At 70.7% G+C, this 18451-nt stretch carries 18 protein-coding genes and 3 tRNA genes; 7 read left to right on the plus strand and 14 right to left on the minus strand.

Annotated elements, in window-relative coordinates:
- Positions 1–9 precede the first annotated feature (9 nt).
- Positions 10–1542, minus strand: a complete 1533-nt coding sequence (gene lysS, locus ACIQID_RS08055) for a lysine--tRNA ligase (RefSeq protein WP_312673769.1) — start codon at positions 1540–1542, stop codon at positions 10–12.
- A 119-nt stretch (positions 1543–1661) separates the two neighbouring features.
- Between lysS and ACIQID_RS08060 the strand changes: the two genes are divergently transcribed.
- Positions 1662–3515 (plus strand): DUF2207 family protein, encoded by a 1854-nt coding sequence (locus ACIQID_RS08060; RefSeq protein WP_400283622.1) that lies wholly within the window; start codon positions 1662–1664, stop codon positions 3513–3515.
- A 27-nt stretch (positions 3516–3542) separates the two neighbouring features.
- On the opposite strand, the gene ACIQID_RS08065 is transcribed toward ACIQID_RS08060, so the two are convergent.
- The 10 genes from ACIQID_RS08065 to hpt form a co-directional block, all read right to left on the minus strand.
- Positions 3543–4235 (minus strand): DUF2520 domain-containing protein, encoded by a 693-nt coding sequence (locus tag ACIQID_RS08065; protein WP_400283625.1) that lies wholly within the window; start codon positions 4233–4235, stop codon positions 3543–3545.
- Between the two features lie 2 nt (positions 4236–4237).
- Complete coding sequence (locus tag ACIQID_RS08070) at positions 4238–6277, minus strand: PH domain-containing protein (protein WP_400283628.1); 2040 nt, start codon at positions 6275–6277, stop codon at positions 4238–4240.
- Entirely contained in the window at positions 6274–6855 is a 582-nt protein-coding gene (locus tag ACIQID_RS08075) for a PH domain-containing protein (protein WP_400283631.1), read from the minus strand. The genes ACIQID_RS08070 and ACIQID_RS08075 overlap by 4 nt, the downstream gene beginning before the upstream one ends.
- Entirely contained in the window at positions 6806–7288 is a 483-nt protein-coding gene (locus tag ACIQID_RS08080; protein WP_136050852.1) for a DUF3180 family protein, read from the minus strand. Before ACIQID_RS08080 ends, ACIQID_RS08075 begins: the two co-directional genes overlap by 50 nt.
- Positions 7285–7824 (minus strand): 2-amino-4-hydroxy-6-hydroxymethyldihydropteridine diphosphokinase, encoded by a 540-nt coding sequence (gene folK, locus ACIQID_RS08085; protein WP_400283634.1) that lies wholly within the window; start codon positions 7822–7824, stop codon positions 7285–7287. The genes ACIQID_RS08080 and folK overlap by 4 nt, the downstream gene beginning before the upstream one ends.
- Complete coding sequence (gene folB / locus ACIQID_RS08090; RefSeq protein WP_071327673.1) at positions 7821–8216, minus strand: dihydroneopterin aldolase; 396 nt, start codon at positions 8214–8216, stop codon at positions 7821–7823. Before folB ends, folK begins: the two co-directional genes overlap by 4 nt.
- A gap of 34 nt (positions 8217–8250) precedes the next feature.
- Complete coding sequence (folP, locus tag ACIQID_RS08095) at positions 8251–9060, minus strand: dihydropteroate synthase (RefSeq protein WP_331202238.1); 810 nt, start codon at positions 9058–9060, stop codon at positions 8251–8253.
- On the minus strand, positions 9057–9668 hold the full coding sequence (folE, locus tag ACIQID_RS08100; protein WP_071327675.1) for a GTP cyclohydrolase I: 612 nt from the start codon (positions 9666–9668) through the stop codon (positions 9057–9059). The genes folP and folE overlap by 4 nt, the downstream gene beginning before the upstream one ends.
- Position 9669: 1 nt before the next feature.
- Positions 9670–11670 (minus strand): ATP-dependent zinc metalloprotease FtsH, encoded by a 2001-nt coding sequence (gene ftsH / locus ACIQID_RS08105; RefSeq protein ID WP_259981931.1) that lies wholly within the window; start codon positions 11668–11670, stop codon positions 9670–9672.
- A gap of 121 nt (positions 11671–11791) precedes the next feature.
- Complete coding sequence (hpt, locus tag ACIQID_RS08110; RefSeq protein WP_017204674.1) at positions 11792–12343, minus strand: hypoxanthine phosphoribosyltransferase; 552 nt, start codon at positions 12341–12343, stop codon at positions 11792–11794.
- A gap of 121 nt (positions 12344–12464) precedes the next feature.
- Between hpt and ACIQID_RS08115 the strand changes: the two genes are divergently transcribed.
- Complete coding sequence (locus tag ACIQID_RS08115) at positions 12465–13055, plus strand: DUF937 domain-containing protein (protein WP_400283641.1); 591 nt, start codon at positions 12465–12467, stop codon at positions 13053–13055.
- A gap of 26 nt (positions 13056–13081) precedes the next feature.
- Here ACIQID_RS08115 and tilS read toward each other — a convergent pair whose 3' ends face one another.
- Positions 13082–14074, minus strand: coding sequence for a tRNA lysidine(34) synthetase TilS (gene tilS / locus ACIQID_RS08120; protein WP_400283644.1), 993 nt, complete (start codon positions 14072–14074; stop codon positions 13082–13084).
- 67 nt (positions 14075–14141) lie between these two features.
- Here tilS and ACIQID_RS08125 point away from each other — a divergent pair, with 67 nt between their 5' ends.
- Together ACIQID_RS08125 and ACIQID_RS08130 are read left to right on the plus strand one after the other, a co-directional pair.
- Positions 14142–14798, plus strand: coding sequence for a TMEM175 family protein (locus ACIQID_RS08125; RefSeq protein ID WP_331202235.1), 657 nt, complete (start codon positions 14142–14144; stop codon positions 14796–14798).
- 43 nt (positions 14799–14841) lie between these two features.
- A complete protein-coding gene (locus ACIQID_RS08130; RefSeq protein ID WP_017204665.1) occupies positions 14842–15333 on the plus strand; it encodes an inorganic diphosphatase in 492 nt (163 codons plus the stop codon).
- A 138-nt stretch (positions 15334–15471) separates the two neighbouring features.
- On the opposite strand, the gene ACIQID_RS08135 is transcribed toward ACIQID_RS08130, so the two are convergent.
- A complete protein-coding gene (locus ACIQID_RS08135) occupies positions 15472–16821 on the minus strand; it encodes a M23 family metallopeptidase (RefSeq protein ID WP_249521777.1) in 1350 nt (449 codons plus the stop codon).
- 211 nt (positions 16822–17032) lie between these two features.
- Between ACIQID_RS08135 and ACIQID_RS08140 the strand changes: the two genes are divergently transcribed.
- The 3 genes from ACIQID_RS08140 to ACIQID_RS08150 all read left to right on the plus strand — a co-directional run bounded on the left by ACIQID_RS08140 (position 17033) and on the right by ACIQID_RS08150 (position 17351).
- Positions 17033–17105, plus strand: a tRNA-Glu gene (locus ACIQID_RS08140).
- Positions 17106–17136: 31 nt separating this feature from the next.
- A tRNA-Asp gene (locus ACIQID_RS08145) sits at positions 17137–17210 on the plus strand.
- Between the two features lie 68 nt (positions 17211–17278).
- A tRNA-Phe gene (locus tag ACIQID_RS08150) sits at positions 17279–17351 on the plus strand.
- A gap of 44 nt (positions 17352–17395) precedes the next feature.
- On the opposite strand, the gene ACIQID_RS08155 is transcribed toward ACIQID_RS08150, so the two are convergent.
- Positions 17396–18430, minus strand: a complete 1035-nt coding sequence (locus tag ACIQID_RS08155) for an alpha/beta fold hydrolase (protein ID WP_400283649.1) — start codon at positions 18428–18430, stop codon at positions 17396–17398.
- Positions 18431–18451: the final 21 nt, after the last annotated feature.

Here is an 18451-nt window from a genome sequence, read left to right on the forward strand (position 1 = left end):
GCCTCGCCGCTACTTGACCAGCGGGAAGAGGATCGTCTCGCGGATCCCCAGACCGGTGATCGCCATCAGCAGACGATCGATGCCCATGCCCATCCCCCCGGACGGCGGCATGCCGTGCTCCAGAGCCCGGAGGAACTCCTGGTCGATCGGCATGGCCTCGACATCGCCTCGGGCGGCGAGCTTCGCCTGCTCCTCGAACCGCTCACGCTGGATGACCGGGTCGACGAGCTCGGAATACCCGGTCGCCAGCTCGAAGCCGCGGATGTAGAGGTCCCACTTCTCCACGACGCCCTCGATGGACCGGTGCTCCCGCACGAGCGGGGAGGTGTCGACGGGGAAGTCCATGACGAACGTCGGCCGGACGAGGTCGCCCTTCACGAAGTGCTCCCAGAGCTCCTCGACGAGCTTCCCGTGCGTGGCCTGAGGCGGCACGTCGACGCCGTTCGCCTCGGCGAAGGCGATCAGGTCCTCGACGGCGTCCGTCGGCGTGACGGTGCGCCCGGAGGCGGCCGACAGCGACTCGTACATCGAGATGCGGTCCCACTCGCCACCCAGGTCGTACTCGGTGCCGTCCGCCCAGGTGACCGTGGTCGACCCGGCCACGGCGATCGCGGCCTGCTGCACGAGTTCCTGCGTCAGTGCCGCCATCTGGTTGTAGTCGCCGTAGGCCTGATAGGCCTCGAGCATCGCGAACTCCGGGCTGTGCGTCGAGTCGGCACCCTCGTTGCGGAAGTTCCGGTTGATCTCGAACACCCGCTCGATACCGCCGACGACCGCGCGCTTGAGGTAGAGCTCCGGGGCGATGCGGAGGTAGAGCTCCGTGTCGAACGCGTTGGAGTGGGTGACGAACGGGCGAGCGGACGCGCCGCCGTGCTGCACCTGCAGCATGGGCGTCTCCACCTCGAGGTAGCCGTGGGCGGCGAACGTCGCCCGCAGGCTCGCGTTCACCGCCGCACGCGCACGCACGGTCGTGCGCGCCTGCTCCCGCACGATGAGGTCGAGGTAGCGACTGCGGACACGTCCTTCTTCGCTCAGCTCGGCATAGGCGTTGGGCAGCGGGAGGATCGCCTTCGACGCGATGGCCCAGTCGTCGGCCATGATCGACAGCTCGCCGCGGCGGCTGGAGATGACCTCACCGTGCACGAAGACGTGGTCGCCGAGGTCGACGTACTCCTTCCAGTCCGCGAGCGACTCCTCGCCGACGTTGGCGAGCGAGACCATCGCCTGGATCCGGGAGCCGTCGCCGGCCTGGAGCGTCGCGAAGCAGAGCTTGCCGGTGTTGCGGCTGAACACCACGCGACCGGCGACACCGACGACGACGCCGGTCTCGGCGCCGGGCTCGAGGTCTCCGTACTCCGCGCGCAGAGCGGGGATGCTGTGCGTCACAGGCACCGCGACCGGGAACGCACCGCCGCCGGCGTCCGCGCGCTTCTCGATCAGACGCTCGCGCTTGGCGAGGCGGACGGCCTTCTGCTCGTGGATGTCCTCTTCGGCGGAAGGGGCGGCCGAGGCCGTTTCGGGCGCGGCGGGCGCGTCAGTCATGTGCGGGGCTCCTTGGAAGTCCTCCCCAGTTTACCGAGATGGCGCGGCGGGCTCCGGACAGGCGGCGAGGACAGGCGCGGGACGTCCTCACCGCGCCACGTGCTGGGTAGCCTCGAGGCATGGCCCCCACTCGGATCCTCCGCGCGAGCGCCGTCGTCGCTCTCGCCACCGTCCCTGTCCTCGCGCCGGAGATCGCCGTCGCGGCGGCCCCGGCGAAGGCGACCACCATCGTCTCCGCCGCCGACGTGGACGAGTTCTCCTACGCCTCGTGGGACGCGGTCTACGACGTCGGGCTCGACGAGGACGGGCGGGCGCGCATGCAGGTGACGGAGACCGTCGTCGCGCGATTCCCCGACGCCGACCAGAACCGCGGCATCGTGCGGGGACTGGCGACGACCTACAAGGACGCCACCCTCGACACCCGGGTGCTGGCGGTGACCGACGAAGACGGAGCCGCCGTCCCGTACGAGACCGACGAGGACGACGGGACGCTCTTCGTCCTCACGGGCGACGACGACTTCGTCCACGGCCTGACCACGTACGTCATCGAGTACGAGATGCGCGACATCATCGTCGGGAGCGCTCCGGACGCGTCGGGTTCCCGCACCGCGGACGAGTTCTACTGGGACCTCCTCCCCCTCGACAGCACACAGCCGATCGAGGCGTTCCGAGCCGACATCCGCTTCGACGCCGCACTCACGGCTCAGCTCACCGGTGCGACGGCGTGCTACATCGGCCCCTCCGGATCCACGGAGCTCTGCGACCTGGAGGGACCGGTCGCCGACGGAGAGGCCGCGGCTTTCCACGTCGAGGCCCGGTCGCTGCCCGCCGGGGACGGGGTGACGGTGGCCATCGGCTTCGCACCGGGGACGGTGACCCAGCCCGCCGCCCGCCTGCCCGATCCCGTCGCCGACCTCGGGCCGGTGCTCGCTGCTGTCGGCGCCGTCGGTCTCTCCGCGGCCGGCTGGGCGGCCGCGGTGGGCTCGGGACGACGTCGGCGTCGCGCCACCGGGATCATCGTGGCGCAGTACGAGGTCCCCGACGACCAGCCGCCCCTCCTCGCGGCCGCACTCCTGCCCGGAGCCAAGAACGTGGTCCCCGCCGAGATCGTGCACCTTGCCGTCCGCGATGCGCTGCGCATCGAGGAAGGTGCGTCAGCCGAATCGCCACGGCTGCGACGACGACCCCACGGCATCGCCCCGAGTCTCCTCGATCAGGCTGCGCTCGACGCGCTCTTCGTCCACGCGGATGCGGACGGCGTCGTTGACCTGCCGACCGAGAGCGAGGCCTTCGCCGCACGGATGACGGGCCTGACGACGAAGGGCGAGGAGGAGGCCGCCCGCCGGGGTCTGACGACCAGGGCGCGCAGCCGCGCGGCCGTCGTCCTGCAGGGCGTGGCCATCGCCGTCGCCGTGGCGGGTCTCGTCGTCGCCATCGTCGCCGTGGCGTCCGGACGGTTGTCCGCCGGCCCCGCGCTCCTGGCCATCTCCGTCGGGGCACTGCTCGTCGCGGCCTCGAGCTTCTACACCTTCTCGCGGCACACGGTTCTGACGCCGGAGGGTGCACAGGCGTACGAGCACCTGCAGGGGGTGCGCGAGTTCATCCGCGTCGCGGAGGAGGATCGGTTGCGGATGCTGCAGTCCTACACCGGCGCGGAACGGCGCACCGAGGAGGGGGCGGACGTCATCCATGTCTACGAGCGCCTCCTCCCCTACGCGATGCTGTTCGGCATGGAGGACGAGTGGGGCCGGGTGCTGGAGAGTGCGTACAGCCGGGCGGCGCACGGACCGACGTGGATCGGCGACCCCACGTCCTTCGCTCTCCGCACGTCACTCGTGGCGTTCATGAGCTCGTCCACGGCGTCCGCGACCTACTCCGCGCCGTCCACCGGCACCTCGTCGGCCACCGGTGGCTCGTTCGGCGGCGGTTTCTCCGGAGGCGGGGGCGGAGGCGGCTTCTCCGGCGGACGCTGAGCCCGAGACGCCGCGCCGGGAAGGCGATCAGACCAGCGGTGGCGGATCCGAGGCGTCGCGCAGCGCCCGCTCGACGGTCGACTGCACGAGCGCGGAGAGGAACCCGCCCGGATTCTCGACGCCGATCTCGCGGAGCCGCGAGGTCGACTGGCCGATGATCGAGCGGGAGAACTCCGTGGCCGTGGCGATCGCATCGGCGTAGGCGGCACGGTCGGCCTCGGCGATGACGACCGGTTCGCACCCCATCTCCACGGCCAGCGCCTGGGCGATCGGGAGCACGGCGGCGGGAGCGGTGACCGCCGCGAATCCCGCCTGCAGCTGCCGGAGGTCGATCGAGGTCCCGGTGAACGTGATCGCCGGATGCACGGCCAACGGAATGGCGCCGCGCTCCGCCGCCGGGCGCAGGACCTCGATGCCCTGTGCCGGATCGGTGTGCAGGACGAGCTGGCCGATCTGCCACCCGCCGACCTCCGCGATGCCCGAGACGAGGGACGGCAGCTCGGAGGAAGGCACCGCGAGGATCACGAGCTCGGCGCGCCGCACGACCTCCTGCGTGTCCAGCACCGGGACGCCCGGGAGAACCGCGGACGCACGCTCGTCGTCCGATCCGCTCGTGATCCCGACGATCGCATGTCCGGCTCCGGCCAACGCGGCGCCGACCACAGGGCCCACACGCCCCGCGCCGACGATGCCGACGCCGAGACGGCCGTCACGCACCACGCTCACTCCTCGCGCGGCGCGTCCGGTCGCGCCGGCGTCGGAGGCACGACCGAGCCGGGCGGCGCCGGCGGGGCGGAAGGGGCCGCCGTCTGCGGCGGTGGCGGCGCCACCGGGGGAACGGAGGGCGGAGCGACCGGAGGCGCCGTGACGGGCGGGACCGGCGGCGGAGCGACCGGAGGCGCCGTGACGGGCGGGACCGGCGGCGGAGCGACCGGAGGCGCCGTGACCGGAGGCGCCGGTGCGCCCGTGGGCGGAGCGGGCGGGACCGGCGGAGCGGCCGGGGCCGACGCCGGACCGCCGAACGCGGGAGACGCCGCCGTCGCGGGACCGCCGAACACCGGCGGAGCGGGCGGCGCCACCGGATCTCCCGCGGCGTGCTCGCTCCAGCGGTGGGTGTGGTCTCGGGACGCCGCCTCGGCTGCGGCGACGCTGACCTCGTTGAGCAGCGCGAGCGCGTCGGCCCGCTCGAGCCCGGAGAGGAGGCCGGTGATCGGCCCGGGCACGGTGTGCACCTGAGCACCGGACACTCCCTGCGCCCGGTCGATGGGCCCCTGACTCAGCGACACGCCCTGAAGACGCGCGAGCGGGAAGACCGCGAGCTTGCGCCACACGATTCCCCGACGCAGCAGCAGTCCGTCCGTCGTCACCGTGTATCCGTGACGCTTCCAGGAGAACGGTCGCCGCCACCAGGCCCGGCGCGGCATCGTCCGGTAGGGGTCGGCATCGGTCGGACCGACGACACCCTGGTCCCACAGCGCGGGGATGCTCTCGGCGGGCACGTCGGGCAGCACGAGCGACAGCACCCGCTCCACGTCCGCGCGCTTGCCGACCGGGAGCACGACGTTGAACTGCTGACCGCTGCTCGACGACTGCTGGGCGGCGCTCTTGCCGCTCATCCGGTTGATCTTGATGGTCCACCACCCGAACGGCCGCCAGAGCAGCGACTGCGACACCTCGACCGCGAAGATGCGGCCGGGCGGGAGGGTCTCGGTGACGGTGGTGAGCAGCCCGTAGGTGATGCGCACGCCGTCGGGAGTGGGCGCGATGGAGTACCGCAGCGACTTGGAGATCTGCGCCCAGGTGATGCCGACCACGGCGATGACCATGGGGACGCCCATGCCGAGACCGATGCCGAGGAGGACGATCCCGCCATCGGGTTCCCCGTCGATGAGGATCCCGATGAGGGTGCTGCCGATCGCGATGGCGAAGATCACGCCGAAGAACACCAGCCACAGCAGTCCGGAGATGAGCTGCGAGCCGATCAGCCGACCGGCCGGGATCTTGACGACGCTCTCGGGCACGACGTCCTGCAGGTCCACCCCGGCGAGCAGGCCGTTGACGCCCTCGTTCATCGAGCCGACGAGCTGTGCGCGGGCGGAAGCCGGAGCGGTCCCGCCGGGCGTCGCTGCGCTCTGCGGATCCAATGCCGCGTGCCGAGCGGCACGCGCCCCGGACGCCAGGCGCAGGATCTCGGCGCGCACGCCTTCGGCGCGCGGCGTCGCCAGGTATTCGAGCGCGACGTTCGCGTCGGTGCCCGCGCCGACGACCTCGAGCTTCGCGAGGCCGATGATGCGTGCCGGGAACGGCCGGGTGAGGTTCACACCCTGCACGCGGTCGAGGGGCGCACGGCGATGGGAACGGAAGATGATGCCCTTGCGCACCTCGACATGGTCGCCGGTGATGCGGAACTGCTGGAAGCGCCAGACGAACCAGAAGATCGCCACGAGCACCACGACGAGCGCCAGGACACCCAGCAGCGCGATCAGGGCGAAGTTGTTCGCGAGCACCCAGTCCACCGGGTCGCCGCCGGTGTAGTCGTCGTAGTGCGCCTCCTCCGGCGCGAATTGCCCCACGAGCCAGGCGATGACCCGATCGCGCATGTTCGCGATCACGATGCCGCCCACGATGATGAGCGCCAGGCCGCCCTTGAAGAGCGGGGTCAGCGGATGCATCCGGTGCCATTCACCGTCCGCGAGGTGCGTCGACGGTGTGCCCGCGGAGGTCTGCCCTGGCGCGGCGGTGGGGAGCTGCGACTCGCTCACAGGCCGGTCCGACGGGTCTCGGCGACCTGGATGAGCGTGTCGCGCAGCGCCTCGGCCGCCGCCTGGGCGAGGCCGGGGATCTGCACACCGGTGGTCGCCGCCGCGGTGACCATCTTGAGCTGGGAGATGCCGAACGCCCGGTCGAGCGGCCCCTGGGTGATGTCGACGAGCTGCATGCGACCGTAGGGCACCGCGATCATGCGCTGCCAGAGGATGCCCTTGCGGAACACGATGTCGTCCGCCCGCAGCATGTAGCCGATCGCCCGGGCCTGACGCGGGAGGATGACCAGCGTCACGAGGGTGATGAGGATGATGACCCCGGCCGGGATCCACACCCAGTCCTGTTCGAGCACGATGTTCAGCACGACGGCCGCCGCCACGACGATCGCCAGGAAGATGACGTTCTGCACGATCTGCGACACCACATAGCGCGGCGAGATCTGGTGCCAGGTGCCGTCGAGCTCGAGGCGGGCCTCGTTGCGCGCCGTGCGCAGGCCCGTGTACGTGCCCTGGTCGAGGGCGCCGAGGTCAGTGCCCTCCGCCGGGTTCAGGGGCGCGGTCTCTGGGTTCTGAGTCATCAGGATCCTTCGGCAGGGTGCAGAACTGTTCGGCGACGAGAGCGGCGACGACGAGCACGACCGCACTCGCGATCAGCGCCACCATGGCCACAGTCGACCCTATCGGGGGATCGATGGGGCGCGTGAGGAGGAAGGCCAGCAGCCCGGCGCCGAAACCCGCCATGATCGCCCCCAGCAGGCTGGACGCCCGCGCGAGGGTCGCGGCCCGGAGGGCACGGAACGGGTCGATGCGCACCCCCGACCGGACGCTGCGCCGCACCGGCCAGGCCACCCCGAGCGACGCACCCGCGATGAGGACGAGCAGCACCGGGAGGAAGAGGGACGGCGTGAACGTGGCCCGCCCCGTCGCCGTCAGCATCTGGTCGAGGACGAAGCCGGCCCCGGCGCCGACGAGTGCGAGGACGGCGAGAAGTCCAGCGGAGGTGCGCTTCATCCCTCGCCTCGCGCGTGAAGGTCCGCCGCCAGATCGGCGACTCGGCCCCGGCCCACGAGCTCGGCGTCGGGGTCGAGGTCGAGCCACGGCTCCAGGACGAACAGCCGCTCCGCCGCCCGCGGATGGGGCAGCTGGATCCGAGGGTCGTCCGACACGACGTCGCCGTAGGCGATGAGGTCGAGGTCCAGGGTGCGGTCACCCCACCGCTCGCCGCGCACGCGGCCGTTCTCGTCCTCGATGGCGTGCAGCATGCCGAGGAGGATCTCGGGAGCGAGCCGGGTGGTCACCAGAGCCACCGCGTTCACATACCCGGGGGCGTCCGGATCGGGGCCGTCCACGCGCAGCGCCACCGTCTCGAACAGGCGCGACAGGCGCACGTCCGAGACGAGCGGGAGCCGTCCGATGCGCGCGGCCGCGGCGCGGATCGTGTCCTCGCGGTCTCCGAGGTTGGCGCCGAGCGCGACCACCGCCACCGTCTCGGGGTGCGGAGGTCGGGGGCCGGGCACCTCCGGGGCCTGCGTGAGGTTGCGGCTCATGTGGTGATGTCCTCCAGCGACTCCGGAGCCCGCGTCCGATGCACCGTCACGGCCACGTCGTCGAAGGTCAGGGCGATCGGCGCCTGCGGCTTGTGCACCGTCACGGTCACCTGCTGCACGCGGCGGTCACCGAGGGCGACGTCCGCGATCCGCTCGGCCAGGGTCTCGATGAGGTTCACCGGCTCCCCCGCGACGACGGCGGCCACCCGCTCCGCGAGCTCGCCGTAGTGCACGGTGTCGGCCACATCGTCGGAGGCGGCGGCCTGTTCGAGGGAGAGCCGCAGGCGGAGGTCGACCGTGAACTCCTGCCCGTTCTCCCGCTCGTGCGGGTAGACGCCGTGGTGGCCGAACACGGTCAGCCCTGTCAGCACGATCTCGTCGAGGAAGTCCATGCCTCTAGGGTACGGCGACGCTCCGACCTCGCACTCAGCCTTCCCAGGCGCGGGTGATCGCGAGGGCGTCACGGGTCGCCGCGACGTCGTGCACGCGCACCGCCCAGGCGCCGGCGCGCATCGCGAGCGCGCTCGTCACCGCGGTGGCCAGGTCCCGGCGCTCCTCGGAGACGCCGTCACCGCCCGGCTCCGCCGCCTGCAGCACGTCGGCGAGGAAGCGCTTGCGCGACGTCCCGACCAGCACGCGGAAGCCGAGGCCCACGATCTCGTCGAGGCCCCGCAGCACGTCCCAGTTCTGGGCACCGGCCTTGGCGAACCCGATACCGGGATCGACGATCAGGCGGGAGGGCGCGATCCCGGCGGCCGCTGCCTCCCCGATGCGCTCGCGCAGCTCGCCGGCCACCTCTCGGGCGACGCGGCGGTAATCGGCGTTCGCGTACATGTCGGCGGAGAAGCCGCGCCAGTGCCCGATCGCGAAATCGGCTCCCGAGTCCGCCACGGCGGCGCGCATGTCCGGGTCGGCGAGTCCGCCGGAGACGTCGTTGACGATGCGCGCCCCCGCGCGGACGGCGGCCGCGGCGGTCGACGCGTTGAGGGTGTCGATGCTGACGACGGCGCCGGCCGCCGCGAGCTGTTCGACGACCGGAAGGACGCGCCGCTGCTCCTCGTCCACCCCGACGCGCTCCGCACCCGGCCTGGTCGATTCGCCGCCGACGTCGAGGACGGACGCCCCCTCTGCGCGCAGGCGGAGGCCGTGGGCGACCGCGCGGTCCGCGTCGAGGTACCGCCCGCCGTCGCTGAACGAGTCGGGCGTCACGTTGACGATGCCCCAGATCCCGGTCATGCGCGCGACGTCCCGACCCCCGGCACGGTCATGCCGATCAGGGTCACCAGCTCCGCACGCGCCACGGGATCCGTGTAGACCCCGCGCGCCGCGATGGTCAGCGTCGAGGCTTCGGTCTGCCGCCCGCCCCGCATCGTCACGCATCCGTGGCTGGCATCGAGCACGACGAGCACGCCGCGCGCGTCGAGGTTCTCGGCGATCGTGTCGGCGATCTGCTCCCCCAGCCGCTCCTGCACCTGCGGCCGCGCGGCGAGGATCTCCACGACGCGCACGAGCGCACCGAGGCCGACGACCTGCTCGCCCGGAAGGTAGGCGATGTGCGCATGCCCCGCGAAGGGCAGGAGGTGGTGCTCGCACACCGAGCGGAAGCGGATGTCGCGCAGCAGCACCGCGCCGGACGGCAGGGTGTCCGGCGCCGGCCCGCGGGTCACGCTGATCGTGTGGGCGAGCGGCTCGGCGGGATCCTCGCCCACCCCGGCGAAGAACTCCGCGTAGAGCTCGGCCATCCGGGAGGGTGTCTGCTTGATCCCCGGACGATCGGGGTCCTCGCCGATCGCCTCCAGGAGTTCCCTGGTGAGCCGCTCGACGCGTCCCTTGTCGACGGTCACGTCACGCCGTCGCGGGACGAGGGTTGCCCGCTCCGGCGGAGCCCTGCTGCGGACGCGGCGGGGCCGTCGGCGCCTCGACGGAGGCGGCGAGCGAGACGTCCTTCTTCGGGACCTCGATCGGCGGCCGCTCCGAGACCGGACGGTCCTCGCTGGACAGCCACAGCGGACGCTCGGGGAGCTTCTTCACCTCGGTGAAGATCTCCGCGATGCGGTTGTGGTCGAGGGTCTCCTCCTCGAGGAGCGCGAGGGCGAGACGGTCGAGGATGTCCCGGTTCTCGCTGAGCACCGCGTACGCCTCGTTGTGCGCCTGCTCGATGAGCGCCCGCACCTCGGCGTCGACGCGCTCCGCGACCTTCTCGGAGTATTCGCGGCCACGGCCCATGTCGCGCGCGACGAACATGTCGCCGCCCTCGGTGCCGAGCTTGACGGGGCCGACCTGCGTCGTCATGCCGTACTCGATGACCATCTTGCGGGCGATCGAGGTCGCCTTCTCGATGTCGTTGGAGGCACCGGTGGTGGGGTCGTGGAAGACGAGCTCCTCGGCGACGCGGCCACCCATCGCGTAGGTGAGCTGATCCTGCAGCTCGTTGCGGGTCACGGAGTACTTGTCGTCCAGCGGCAGCACCATCGTGTAGCCGAGCGCCTTGCCGCGGGGCAGGATCGTGATCTTCGTCACGGGGTCGGTGTAGTTCATCGCCGCCGCCGCGAGCGCGTGTCCGCCCTCGTGGTACGCCGTGATGAGCTTCTCCTTGTCCTTCATCACGCGGGTGCGGCGCTGTGGACCGGCGATCACGCGGTCGATGGCCTCGTCGAGGGCGCGGTTGTCGATGAGCTGCGCGTTCGAGCGGGCCGTGAGCAGCGCGGCCTCGTTGAGCACGTTCGCCAGGTCGGCACCGGTGAAGCCGGGGGTCTTGCGGGCGACGACCTCGAGGTCGACGTTCTTCGACAGCGGCTTGCCCTTGCTGTGCACCTCGAGGATCTTCTGGCGGCCCTTGAGGTCGGGGGCGTCGACGCCGATCTGACGGTCGAAGCGGCCGGGGCGCAGCAGCGCGGGGTCGAGGATGTCGGGACGGTTGGTGGCCGCGATCACGATGACGTTCGCGTTCGGGTCGAAGCCGTCCATCTCGACGAGCATCTGGTTCAGCGTCTGCTCGCGCTCGTCGTTGCCGCCGCCCATGCCGGCGCCGCGGTGACGGCCCACGGCGTCGATCTCGTCGATGAAGATGATGGCCGGGGCGTTCTCCTTGGCCTGGCTGAACAGGTCCCGCACGCGGGAGGCGCCGACGCCGACGAACATCTCGACGAAGTCGGAACCGGAGATGGAGTAGAACGGGGCTCCGGCCTCACCGGCGACGGCGCGGGCGAGGAGGGTCTTTCCGGTTCCGGGAGGGCCGTACAGCAGCACGCCCTTCGGGATGCGGGCGCCGATGGCCTGGAACTTCGCCGGGTCCTGCAGGAACTCCTTGATCTCGTGGAGCTCCTCGATGGCCTCGTCGGCGCCGGCGACGTCGGCGAAGGTGACCGTCGGGGTCTCCTTGTTGACGAGCTTGGCCTTGGACTTGCCGAACTGCATGACCTTGCCGCCGCCGCCCTGCATGGAGGACAGGAGCCACCAGAACAGCAGGCCGAGCAGCACCAGGGGAAGCAGCAGGGAGAGGAAGCCGTCGAACCAGGTTGCGCGCGGCACGGCGTCGTTGAAGCCGTCCTTCGGAGCGGCTGCATCGATCGCGGCGACCACCTCGTCGGCGCGGGCCTCGACGTAGTAGAACTGGACGTTCTCGGAGCCCTCGAACGGCTTCGACAGCGTCATGTCCACGCGCTGATCGCCGTCGGTGGTGACGACCTCGGTCACGGTCTTGCCGGAGAGCAGCTCGAGCCCCTCCTGCGTCGTGATCTGCTTCGGCGCACCGAGGTTCGAGATCAGCAGGAATCCGCCGAAGAGCAGCACGCCGATCAGAGCGACGTAGATCAGCGGATTGCGGGTGAGCTTCTTCACATCCATGGTCGGATCAGCGTATCGCCTCCGTGCTAGGGGGCCGCTGTGCGTTCACCCACGGCGCAACGCCCCCGACGCTGCGGCCTGGGCCGCTGAGCCCACCTGGGTCGCTGAGCCTGTCGAAGCGTCAGCTGTAGACGTGCGGCGCCAGCACGGCGACGTCGCGGAGGTTGCGGTAGCGCTCGGCGTAGTCGAGTCCGTAGCCGACGACGAATTCCACGGGGATGTCGAAGCCGACGTACTTGCAGTCGATCTCGACCTTCGCGGCCTCCGGCTTGCGCAGCAGCGCGAGGACCTCGATCGACTCCGCACCGCGGGACTCGAAGTTCTCCAGGAGCCAGCTCAGCGTGAGGCCGGAGTCGATGATGTCCTCGACGATGAGCACGTGCTTGCCGTGCAGGTCGGTGTCGAGGTCCTTCCGGATCTGCACGACGCCGCTCGACTTCGTGCTGGCGCCGTAGCTCGACACCGCCATCCAGTCCATCGGCGCGTGGAACGGCAGCGCTCGCGCGAAGTCCGCCATGACCATGACCGCGCCCTTCAGCACGCCGACGAGGATGAGGTCCTTGCCCTCGTAGTCCTTCGCGACCTGCGCCGCGAGCTCGTCGAGCTTGGCGTGGATCTCCTCCTCGGTGACGAGGATCTGTGCAAGGTCGTCCTGGATCTCCGCGGCGCGCATGGATCGATTTTAGGCGACGCGGCGGTGTGCTCCGGTCGCGGGCGCGTACCTCCCCTGCGCGGGCGGCACCGCACTACTCTGACGGTGATGCGGGCGCACGCCCCGACGGAAGGAGATCCCCATGGCGACTCAAGACATCCTCAGCCAGGTCCCCCTCGACGACATCGCGCAGAAGCTCGGAGTGTCGCGCGACGAGGCCAAGGTCGCGGTCGAGCAGGGCGGCGCCGTGCTCCTCGGCGGGCTGGCCAGGAACGCGGAGAGCTCCGAGGGGTCGGCGGCCATCGAGAAGGCCCTCGGCAAGCACCGCGGTGCGTCGAGCCCGGCGACGGTCGACGACATCGATCAGGAGGACGGCGAGAAGATCGTCTCCCACATCCTCGGCGGGAAGGAGAAGGAGGTCACGAAGGAGCTGACGGAGTCGAAGGCGACCCCGGGCATCGACTTCGGAAAGCTCCTCCCCATCCTCGCGCCGATCGTGATGGGTCTCATCGCCAACGCGACGAAGGACAAGACGGCGAAGGCGGACGCGGGCACGGAGGGCTCCGGCGGGATCGGCGACGTCATCGGCGGCATCCTCGGCGGCGGCGACTCCGGCTCCGGTGGCGGGCTGGGTGACGTGCTGGGTGGCCTCCTCGGCGGCGGCAAGAGCGGCTCCGGCGGCGGCATCGACCTCGGCGGGATCCTCGGCGGCCTCTTCGGCGGCAAGAAGTAGAACGCGACGCCGCCGCGGCCCGCGATTCAGCGGGTCGCGGCGGTGAACACGATCCGACCGCCCTGGCGCACGGCAGCGCACCCCGGGAGGTCGATCGGCCCTTGACCCGACCAGTCGGTCACGAGGCGGGCGACCTCGATCGTCTGCGCGCGGCTCAGGCTCGCCCCGAACTCGCTGTCGACCACGAGACGGATGATGCGGTTGCGCAGCGCGGCCGGGTTGGCGGCGAGCGCGGCGACGCTCACCGAGATCCCGGCCTCGGCGTGCTCGACGATGTCCTCGATCGTCTCGTGGATCATCTCGTCGAACGCCTCCGCGTCCTCCCGGAGCTGCTCGGCGGTGCGGGCCAGCGCCTCGGCGATACCCGGGCCGAGCTGCGTCTCCAGCACCGGGAGCACGTGGCGACGCACCCGCACCCGCGTGTAGCGGTCGTCGGTGTTGTGCGGGTCGTCCCAGGGCTGCAGCTCCGCCGCGGCGCAGAACGCACGGGTGGTCTCGCGGCGCACGCCGAGCAGCGGGCGCAGCCACCGGAGGCCGTCCTCGTCCTCCCGATCCGGCGCCATGCCCTGCAGGCTCGTCGCCCCGGAGCCGCGCGCGAGCCCGAGCAGGACGGTCTCGGCCTGGTCGTCGAGGGTGTGTCCGAGCAGGACCGCCCGCGCGCCGATGTCGCCCGCGGCGTCCCGGAGCACGCGGTAGCGCGCATCCCGCGCGGCCGCCTCGGGACCGCCGTCGCCGTCGACCTCGACGCGGACGACGAGCGCCTCGAGCCCGAGCCGTCCGGCGACGCGTGCCGTCTCGGCGGCGACCTCGGCGGACCCCTGCTGCAGACCGTGGTCGACCGTCACCGCGGTCGCACGCACCCCGCGTTTCGCGGCCTCGAACGCGGTGGCCGCCGCCAGTGCGAGCGAGTCGGCACCGCCTGACACCGCGACGACGACGGTCGAGCCCTCGGGCAGGTCGGCGAGCGCGGTGCGCACGGCGAGGCGGATCTCGGCGACGGCGGGGTCGAGGGAGGGCATCCCTCCACGCTAGGGCACCGTCTCGGCTGCCATGTCGCCCAAAACCGCGCAGGGCTATCCTGGCGCCGTGACCGGTCGCTCCCCTGCTCCGTCCTTCCGCCCTGAGCGCTTCAAGGCGTTCGTCGATGCGGTCGTGGCGATCGCGATGACCTTGCTGATCCTGCCGCTCACGGACTCGGTCGCCGAGGCGGCCGCCGATCACCTGGATACGGCAGAGTTCCTCGCCGCACACGCCGGCCAGCTTCTGAGCTTCGGATTGAGCTTCCTCCTCATCGCGGTGTTCTGGATGGGGCACCATCGTCAGTACCGGGAAGTCCAGGCGGTCACGCCCGCGCTGCTGTGGATCAACGTGACGTGGATGGCGACCATCGTGTGGCTGCCGGTGCCGACGGCGATGATCGGTCAGATGGAGCCCGACCCTCTGCAGGCGGTCCTCTACATCGGCACGCTCCTTCTGACGCAGGTGACGACACTCGCCGGCTGGCTCTATCTGCAGCGGCACGAGGAGCTCATCACGGCACCCCCGGCGGTGATCCGCGGCGGAATCGCCGGTGATCTCGCGGCGATCGTCCTTTTCGCGGTCGCCCTGGTCATCGCCGTCGCCGCGTCGCCGAACGGCTACCTGGGGCTGCTGGTCCTCCTGTTGAGCAGTCCTCTCTCACGCCTCCTGAGCCGGATCGTCCAGCGTCGGCACCGGGACAGCCATCCCGCGGCCCCCGAGTAGGCTGGTCCGCGGCATCCAACCGATCTTCCTGAGGAGCACACGCATGGGCGCACACGACGCCGTCATCGAGATCCCGCGCGGCAGCCGCGTGAAGTACGAGGTCGACCACGAGACCGGGCGAGTGCACCTCGACCGCGTGCTCTACACGACCTTCGGCTACCCGGCCGACTACGGCTACTTCGACAACACGCTCGGCGAGGACGGCGACCCGCTCGACGTGCTCGTGCTGCTGGACCACGCCATCTACCCGGGCGTCGTCGTCGAGGTCCGCCCCGTCGCCGTGCTGAAGATGAGCGACGAGGCCGGCGGAGACGACAAGCTCGTCGCCGTGCTCTCCAAGGACCCGCGCTGGGCCCACATCCAGGACATCGACGACATCGCCGAGTACACGAAGAAGGAGATCGCGCACTTCTTCGAGCACTACAAGGACCTCGAGCCCAACAAGTGGGTCAAGGTCGACGAGTGGGGCAACGCCGCCGAGGCGCAGCGCATCCTCGACGAGGCCATCGTCCGCTTCGGCGAGCAGGGCCACTGACCTGACCCTCTCCGGGTCGCCGACCTCCCTGGGTCGCTGACCTCTCCGGGTCGCCGACCTCTCTGGGTCGCTGAGCCTGTCGAAGCGAAGACCCCCGGACGCCAGGCGTCCGGGGGTCTTCCGCTGTCCAGCCGTCCGTCAGACGGAGATGCCCTTGCCCGCCATGAAGTCGATGGGGTTCGTGTAGCGGCCGTTGATGTAGACCTCGAAGTGCAGGTGGCAGCCGAAGGAGCCGCCGGTGTTGCCCGCGTACGCGATGACCTGTCCGGCCTCGACCCACTGGCCGCTGCGCACCGCGAACCCGCCGGGCTTGATGTGCGCGTAGCCGGTGGCGATGCCGCCGCCGTGCTGGATGCGGACGTAGTTGCCGTAGCCGCCGTTGTAGAAGGCCGCGTCGACGGTGCCCGAGTGGGCGGCGTAGATCGCCGCGCCGCAGCCGTTCGCGAGGTCGACGCCGTAGTGCCAGCTCGAAGAGCAGCCGTTGGCGTTGCACTGCTGCGAGCGGGGGCCGTAGCCGGAGCTGCGGTACCCACCGTGCGGACGCACCCAGCCGCCGCTTCCCGGGGTCCCGCCTCCGCCGCTGTTCCCTCCGGCGTTCGCGGCGGCCTCGGCGGCCTCGCGGCGCTTGCGCTCCTTCTCGCGCTCCTCGACGCCCTTCTGGTAGCCGGCGACGGTGGTCGCGGTGGTGTCCTTCAGCGCGGCGAGCTGCGCCTGCATCGTGGCGAGGTTCGCCGACTGCTCGTCGAGAGCGGCCTGGGCGGCGTCGGCGGCCTGCTGCGCCGCGACCATCTTCTCCTCGGCGATCTTCTGGAGCCGGTCGCGCTCGTCCCGGGCGACGACCGCCTGGTCGCTGAGCGACTGGGCGGAGTTCCGCGCGGCGACCGCGTCGTTGTAGACGGTCTGGTTGTACTCGAGGAGCTTGTCCATCGAGCCGAGGCGGGCGAGGAGCTCGTCGGCGTTGGCTGCGGAGCCCGCGAAGAACAGCTCCAGCGAGGTGTCGTCACCGCCATTGCGGTAGAGCTGGGCGGCGACCTGACCGGCCTTGCGGGCGGACTCGTCGGCGACGGCGGCCTGCGCGTCCGCCTTCTCCTGCAGCGAGTCGGCCTCCGCGATCGCGGCGAAGTAGGCCTGCTGCGCGTTGTAGAACTCGGTCGAGGCGACCTCGGCGGCGGCCTGCGTCTCGGAGACCTTCTGCGTGAGCGACTGGATCAGCCCCTCGATGCGCTTCACCTCTGCGGCCTTGGACGCCTCGTTCTGCTTGGCCTTCTGCACGTCGTCCCAGCTCGGGTACGACGCGGCGTGGGCGGCCGTGACTCCGGACGTGATGCCGAACGCGCTGAGGGCGACGACGCTGAGCGCGCCGAGTCCGAGAGCGCCGCGGCGGCTGATGCCGTCGCCGAAGAGGGTACGTCGCTCCGTCGGGGTGGGCGCACACCCGCAGTCCGCGGATGCCGCGAGTGCCGCATCCTGCGTGGTCTTGTCGTTCACACGGCCCCTTCCGCCGGTTTCACAGATGCCACAGTAACAACAACTTTCACACCAGCACCAGACTCCTGGAGCGGCGCGAACGGCATCCCCGGCCCCTCCATGGTCCCGCTCGAACACGCCCGGGGGAAGCGGGTTCCGGGCTCGATTCGCGATTTGCCCGGATGATCCCTTATGCTTGAGCGTCGGCAAGGAAGTCCCCCGGGACTGACTCGGCCCCATCGTTTAGCGGCCTAGGACGCCGCCCTTTCACGGCGGTAGCACGGGTTCGAATCCCGTTGGGGTCACTCCATCCGATACAATTGAAAACACCAGTATGGCCCTGTAGCGCAGTTGGTTAGCGTGCCGCCCTGTCACGGCGGAGGTCGCGGGTTCAAGTCCCGTCAGGGTCGCTCCGTGCGACGAGCTCTTTCTTCGGAGAGGGCTCTTCGTCTAGGACGCGGCAGCATCATCGCCGCGCGGCTCTGTAGCTCAGTTGGTAGAGCGTTCGACTGAAAATCGAAAGGTCACCGGATCGATGCCGGTCGGAGCCACAAGGCTGATCATTACAATCAGCCCAGAAACCCTCGCCTAGCTTCTACATGGCGGGGGTTTTGCTTTGCCCTGCGGCGACCGCGTGCGGCAGCGCGTGGGTCACGAGGCTCACGAGGAACTTCCCGGGCTCCTCGAACATGCACAGGTGCGCGGAGTTCTCGAACCACACGACGTGCGTCGAAGGTGACGTCACGGTCTCCAGCCAGCGGGCGACCGGTCCGGTGGGGGTCGTCCAGTCGTGTCGTCCGAGGAACTGGAGCATCGGCACCTCGAACGCCGTCTGGTCGCGGGCGTCGAAGCCGAGCAGGGCGGGCAGCACCGCGGGCATGGTCGCCCGCTGCCCGACACCGATGAGGTCCAGGTCGGCGTCGGTGTAATACGGGGACAGCTCCTGCGACTCGGTGAAGTACGCGAAGTCGGAGCGATACGCCGAGAGGCCGCCGTAGTACTGCGCCCATCTCCGGCAGGTCACGATGCGTTCGACGGTCAACGGCTCCTCACCGGGGTACTCCCCGAGGGCCCGCAGCTCGGAGATCGCCTGCTCGTTCCTGTCCGCGACGGCACTCCGCATCGCGTGGCGGAAGCTCTCCTCCTCGTTCTCGGGACCGGAGATGACCTGGCCGACGCCGACGTACGCCCACAGCAGGTCGGGACGCCGCCGCGCGAGGGTGAGCCCGAGGACCGTCCCCCAGCTGTGCCCGAGCACCCCGACCTTCTGCACGCCCAGCTCGCCCTGGAGCCACGCGATCAGGTCCACGAGATCGTCGACGTACCGGTCGACGCTGAGGTCCATGTCCTCGGACACGGAGCCCGCGGACTTGCCGCTCGCGCGCTGGTCGTAGTTGACGACCGTGAAGTAGTCCTCCACGCCTCGTTGCCAGACCCACGACGAGGGCAGCGACGGCAGGGCAGGGCCGCCGTGACAGACGACGAGCACGGGGTTCCGTGTGCTGCGACCGCGGATCGAGACGAACTGGGCGACGCCGCCGAGCTCGACGTACGCCGTCCGGTCGATCGACTCCGGGTTCGGGATCCGGCACAGATCCGCGATCACCGCGCGGCCGAGGTCGTCACTCATGTCGATCACCCTAGGAGAATC

The organism is Microbacterium sp. NPDC091676 (assembly GCF_044756645.1).
In the GTDB taxonomy this organism is placed as follows: Bacteria; Actinomycetota; Actinomycetes; order Actinomycetales; family Microbacteriaceae; genus Microbacterium; species Microbacterium paraoxydans_D.

Coding starts and splice junctions, on each gene's coding strand:
- ftsH (WP_259981931.1), bottom strand. CDS start 11,670: ATGGATGTGAAGAAGCTCACCCGCAATCCGCTGATCTACGTCGCTCTG.
- ACIQID_RS08155 (WP_400283649.1), bottom strand. CDS start 18,430: ATGAGTGACGACCTCGGCCGCGCGGTGATCGCGGATCTGTGCCGGATC.
- hpt (WP_017204674.1), bottom strand. CDS start 12,343: ATGCGCGCCGCGGAGATCCAGGACGACCTTGCACAGATCCTCGTCACC.
- ACIQID_RS08075 (WP_400283631.1), bottom strand. CDS start 6,855: ATGACTCAGAACCCAGAGACCGCGCCCCTGAACCCGGCGGAGGGCACT.
- tilS (WP_400283644.1), bottom strand. CDS start 14,074: ATGCCCTCCCTCGACCCCGCCGTCGCCGAGATCCGCCTCGCCGTGCGC.
- ACIQID_RS08115 (WP_400283641.1), top strand. CDS start 12,465: ATGGCGACTCAAGACATCCTCAGCCAGGTCCCCCTCGACGACATCGCG.
- folP (WP_331202238.1), bottom strand. CDS start 9,060: ATGACCGGGATCTGGGGCATCGTCAACGTGACGCCCGACTCGTTCAGC.
- ACIQID_RS08130 (WP_017204665.1), top strand. CDS start 14,842: ATGGGCGCACACGACGCCGTCATCGAGATCCCGCGCGGCAGCCGCGTG.
- folB (WP_071327673.1), bottom strand. CDS start 8,216: ATGGACTTCCTCGACGAGATCGTGCTGACAGGGCTGACCGTGTTCGGC.
- ACIQID_RS08080 (WP_136050852.1), bottom strand. CDS start 7,288: ATGAAGCGCACCTCCGCTGGACTTCTCGCCGTCCTCGCACTCGTCGGC.
- folK (WP_400283634.1), bottom strand. CDS start 7,824: ATGAGCCGCAACCTCACGCAGGCCCCGGAGGTGCCCGGCCCCCGACCT.
- lysS (WP_312673769.1), bottom strand. CDS start 1,542: ATGACTGACGCGCCCGCCGCGCCCGAAACGGCCTCGGCCGCCCCTTCC.
- ACIQID_RS08060 (WP_400283622.1), top strand. CDS start 1,662: ATGGCCCCCACTCGGATCCTCCGCGCGAGCGCCGTCGTCGCTCTCGCC.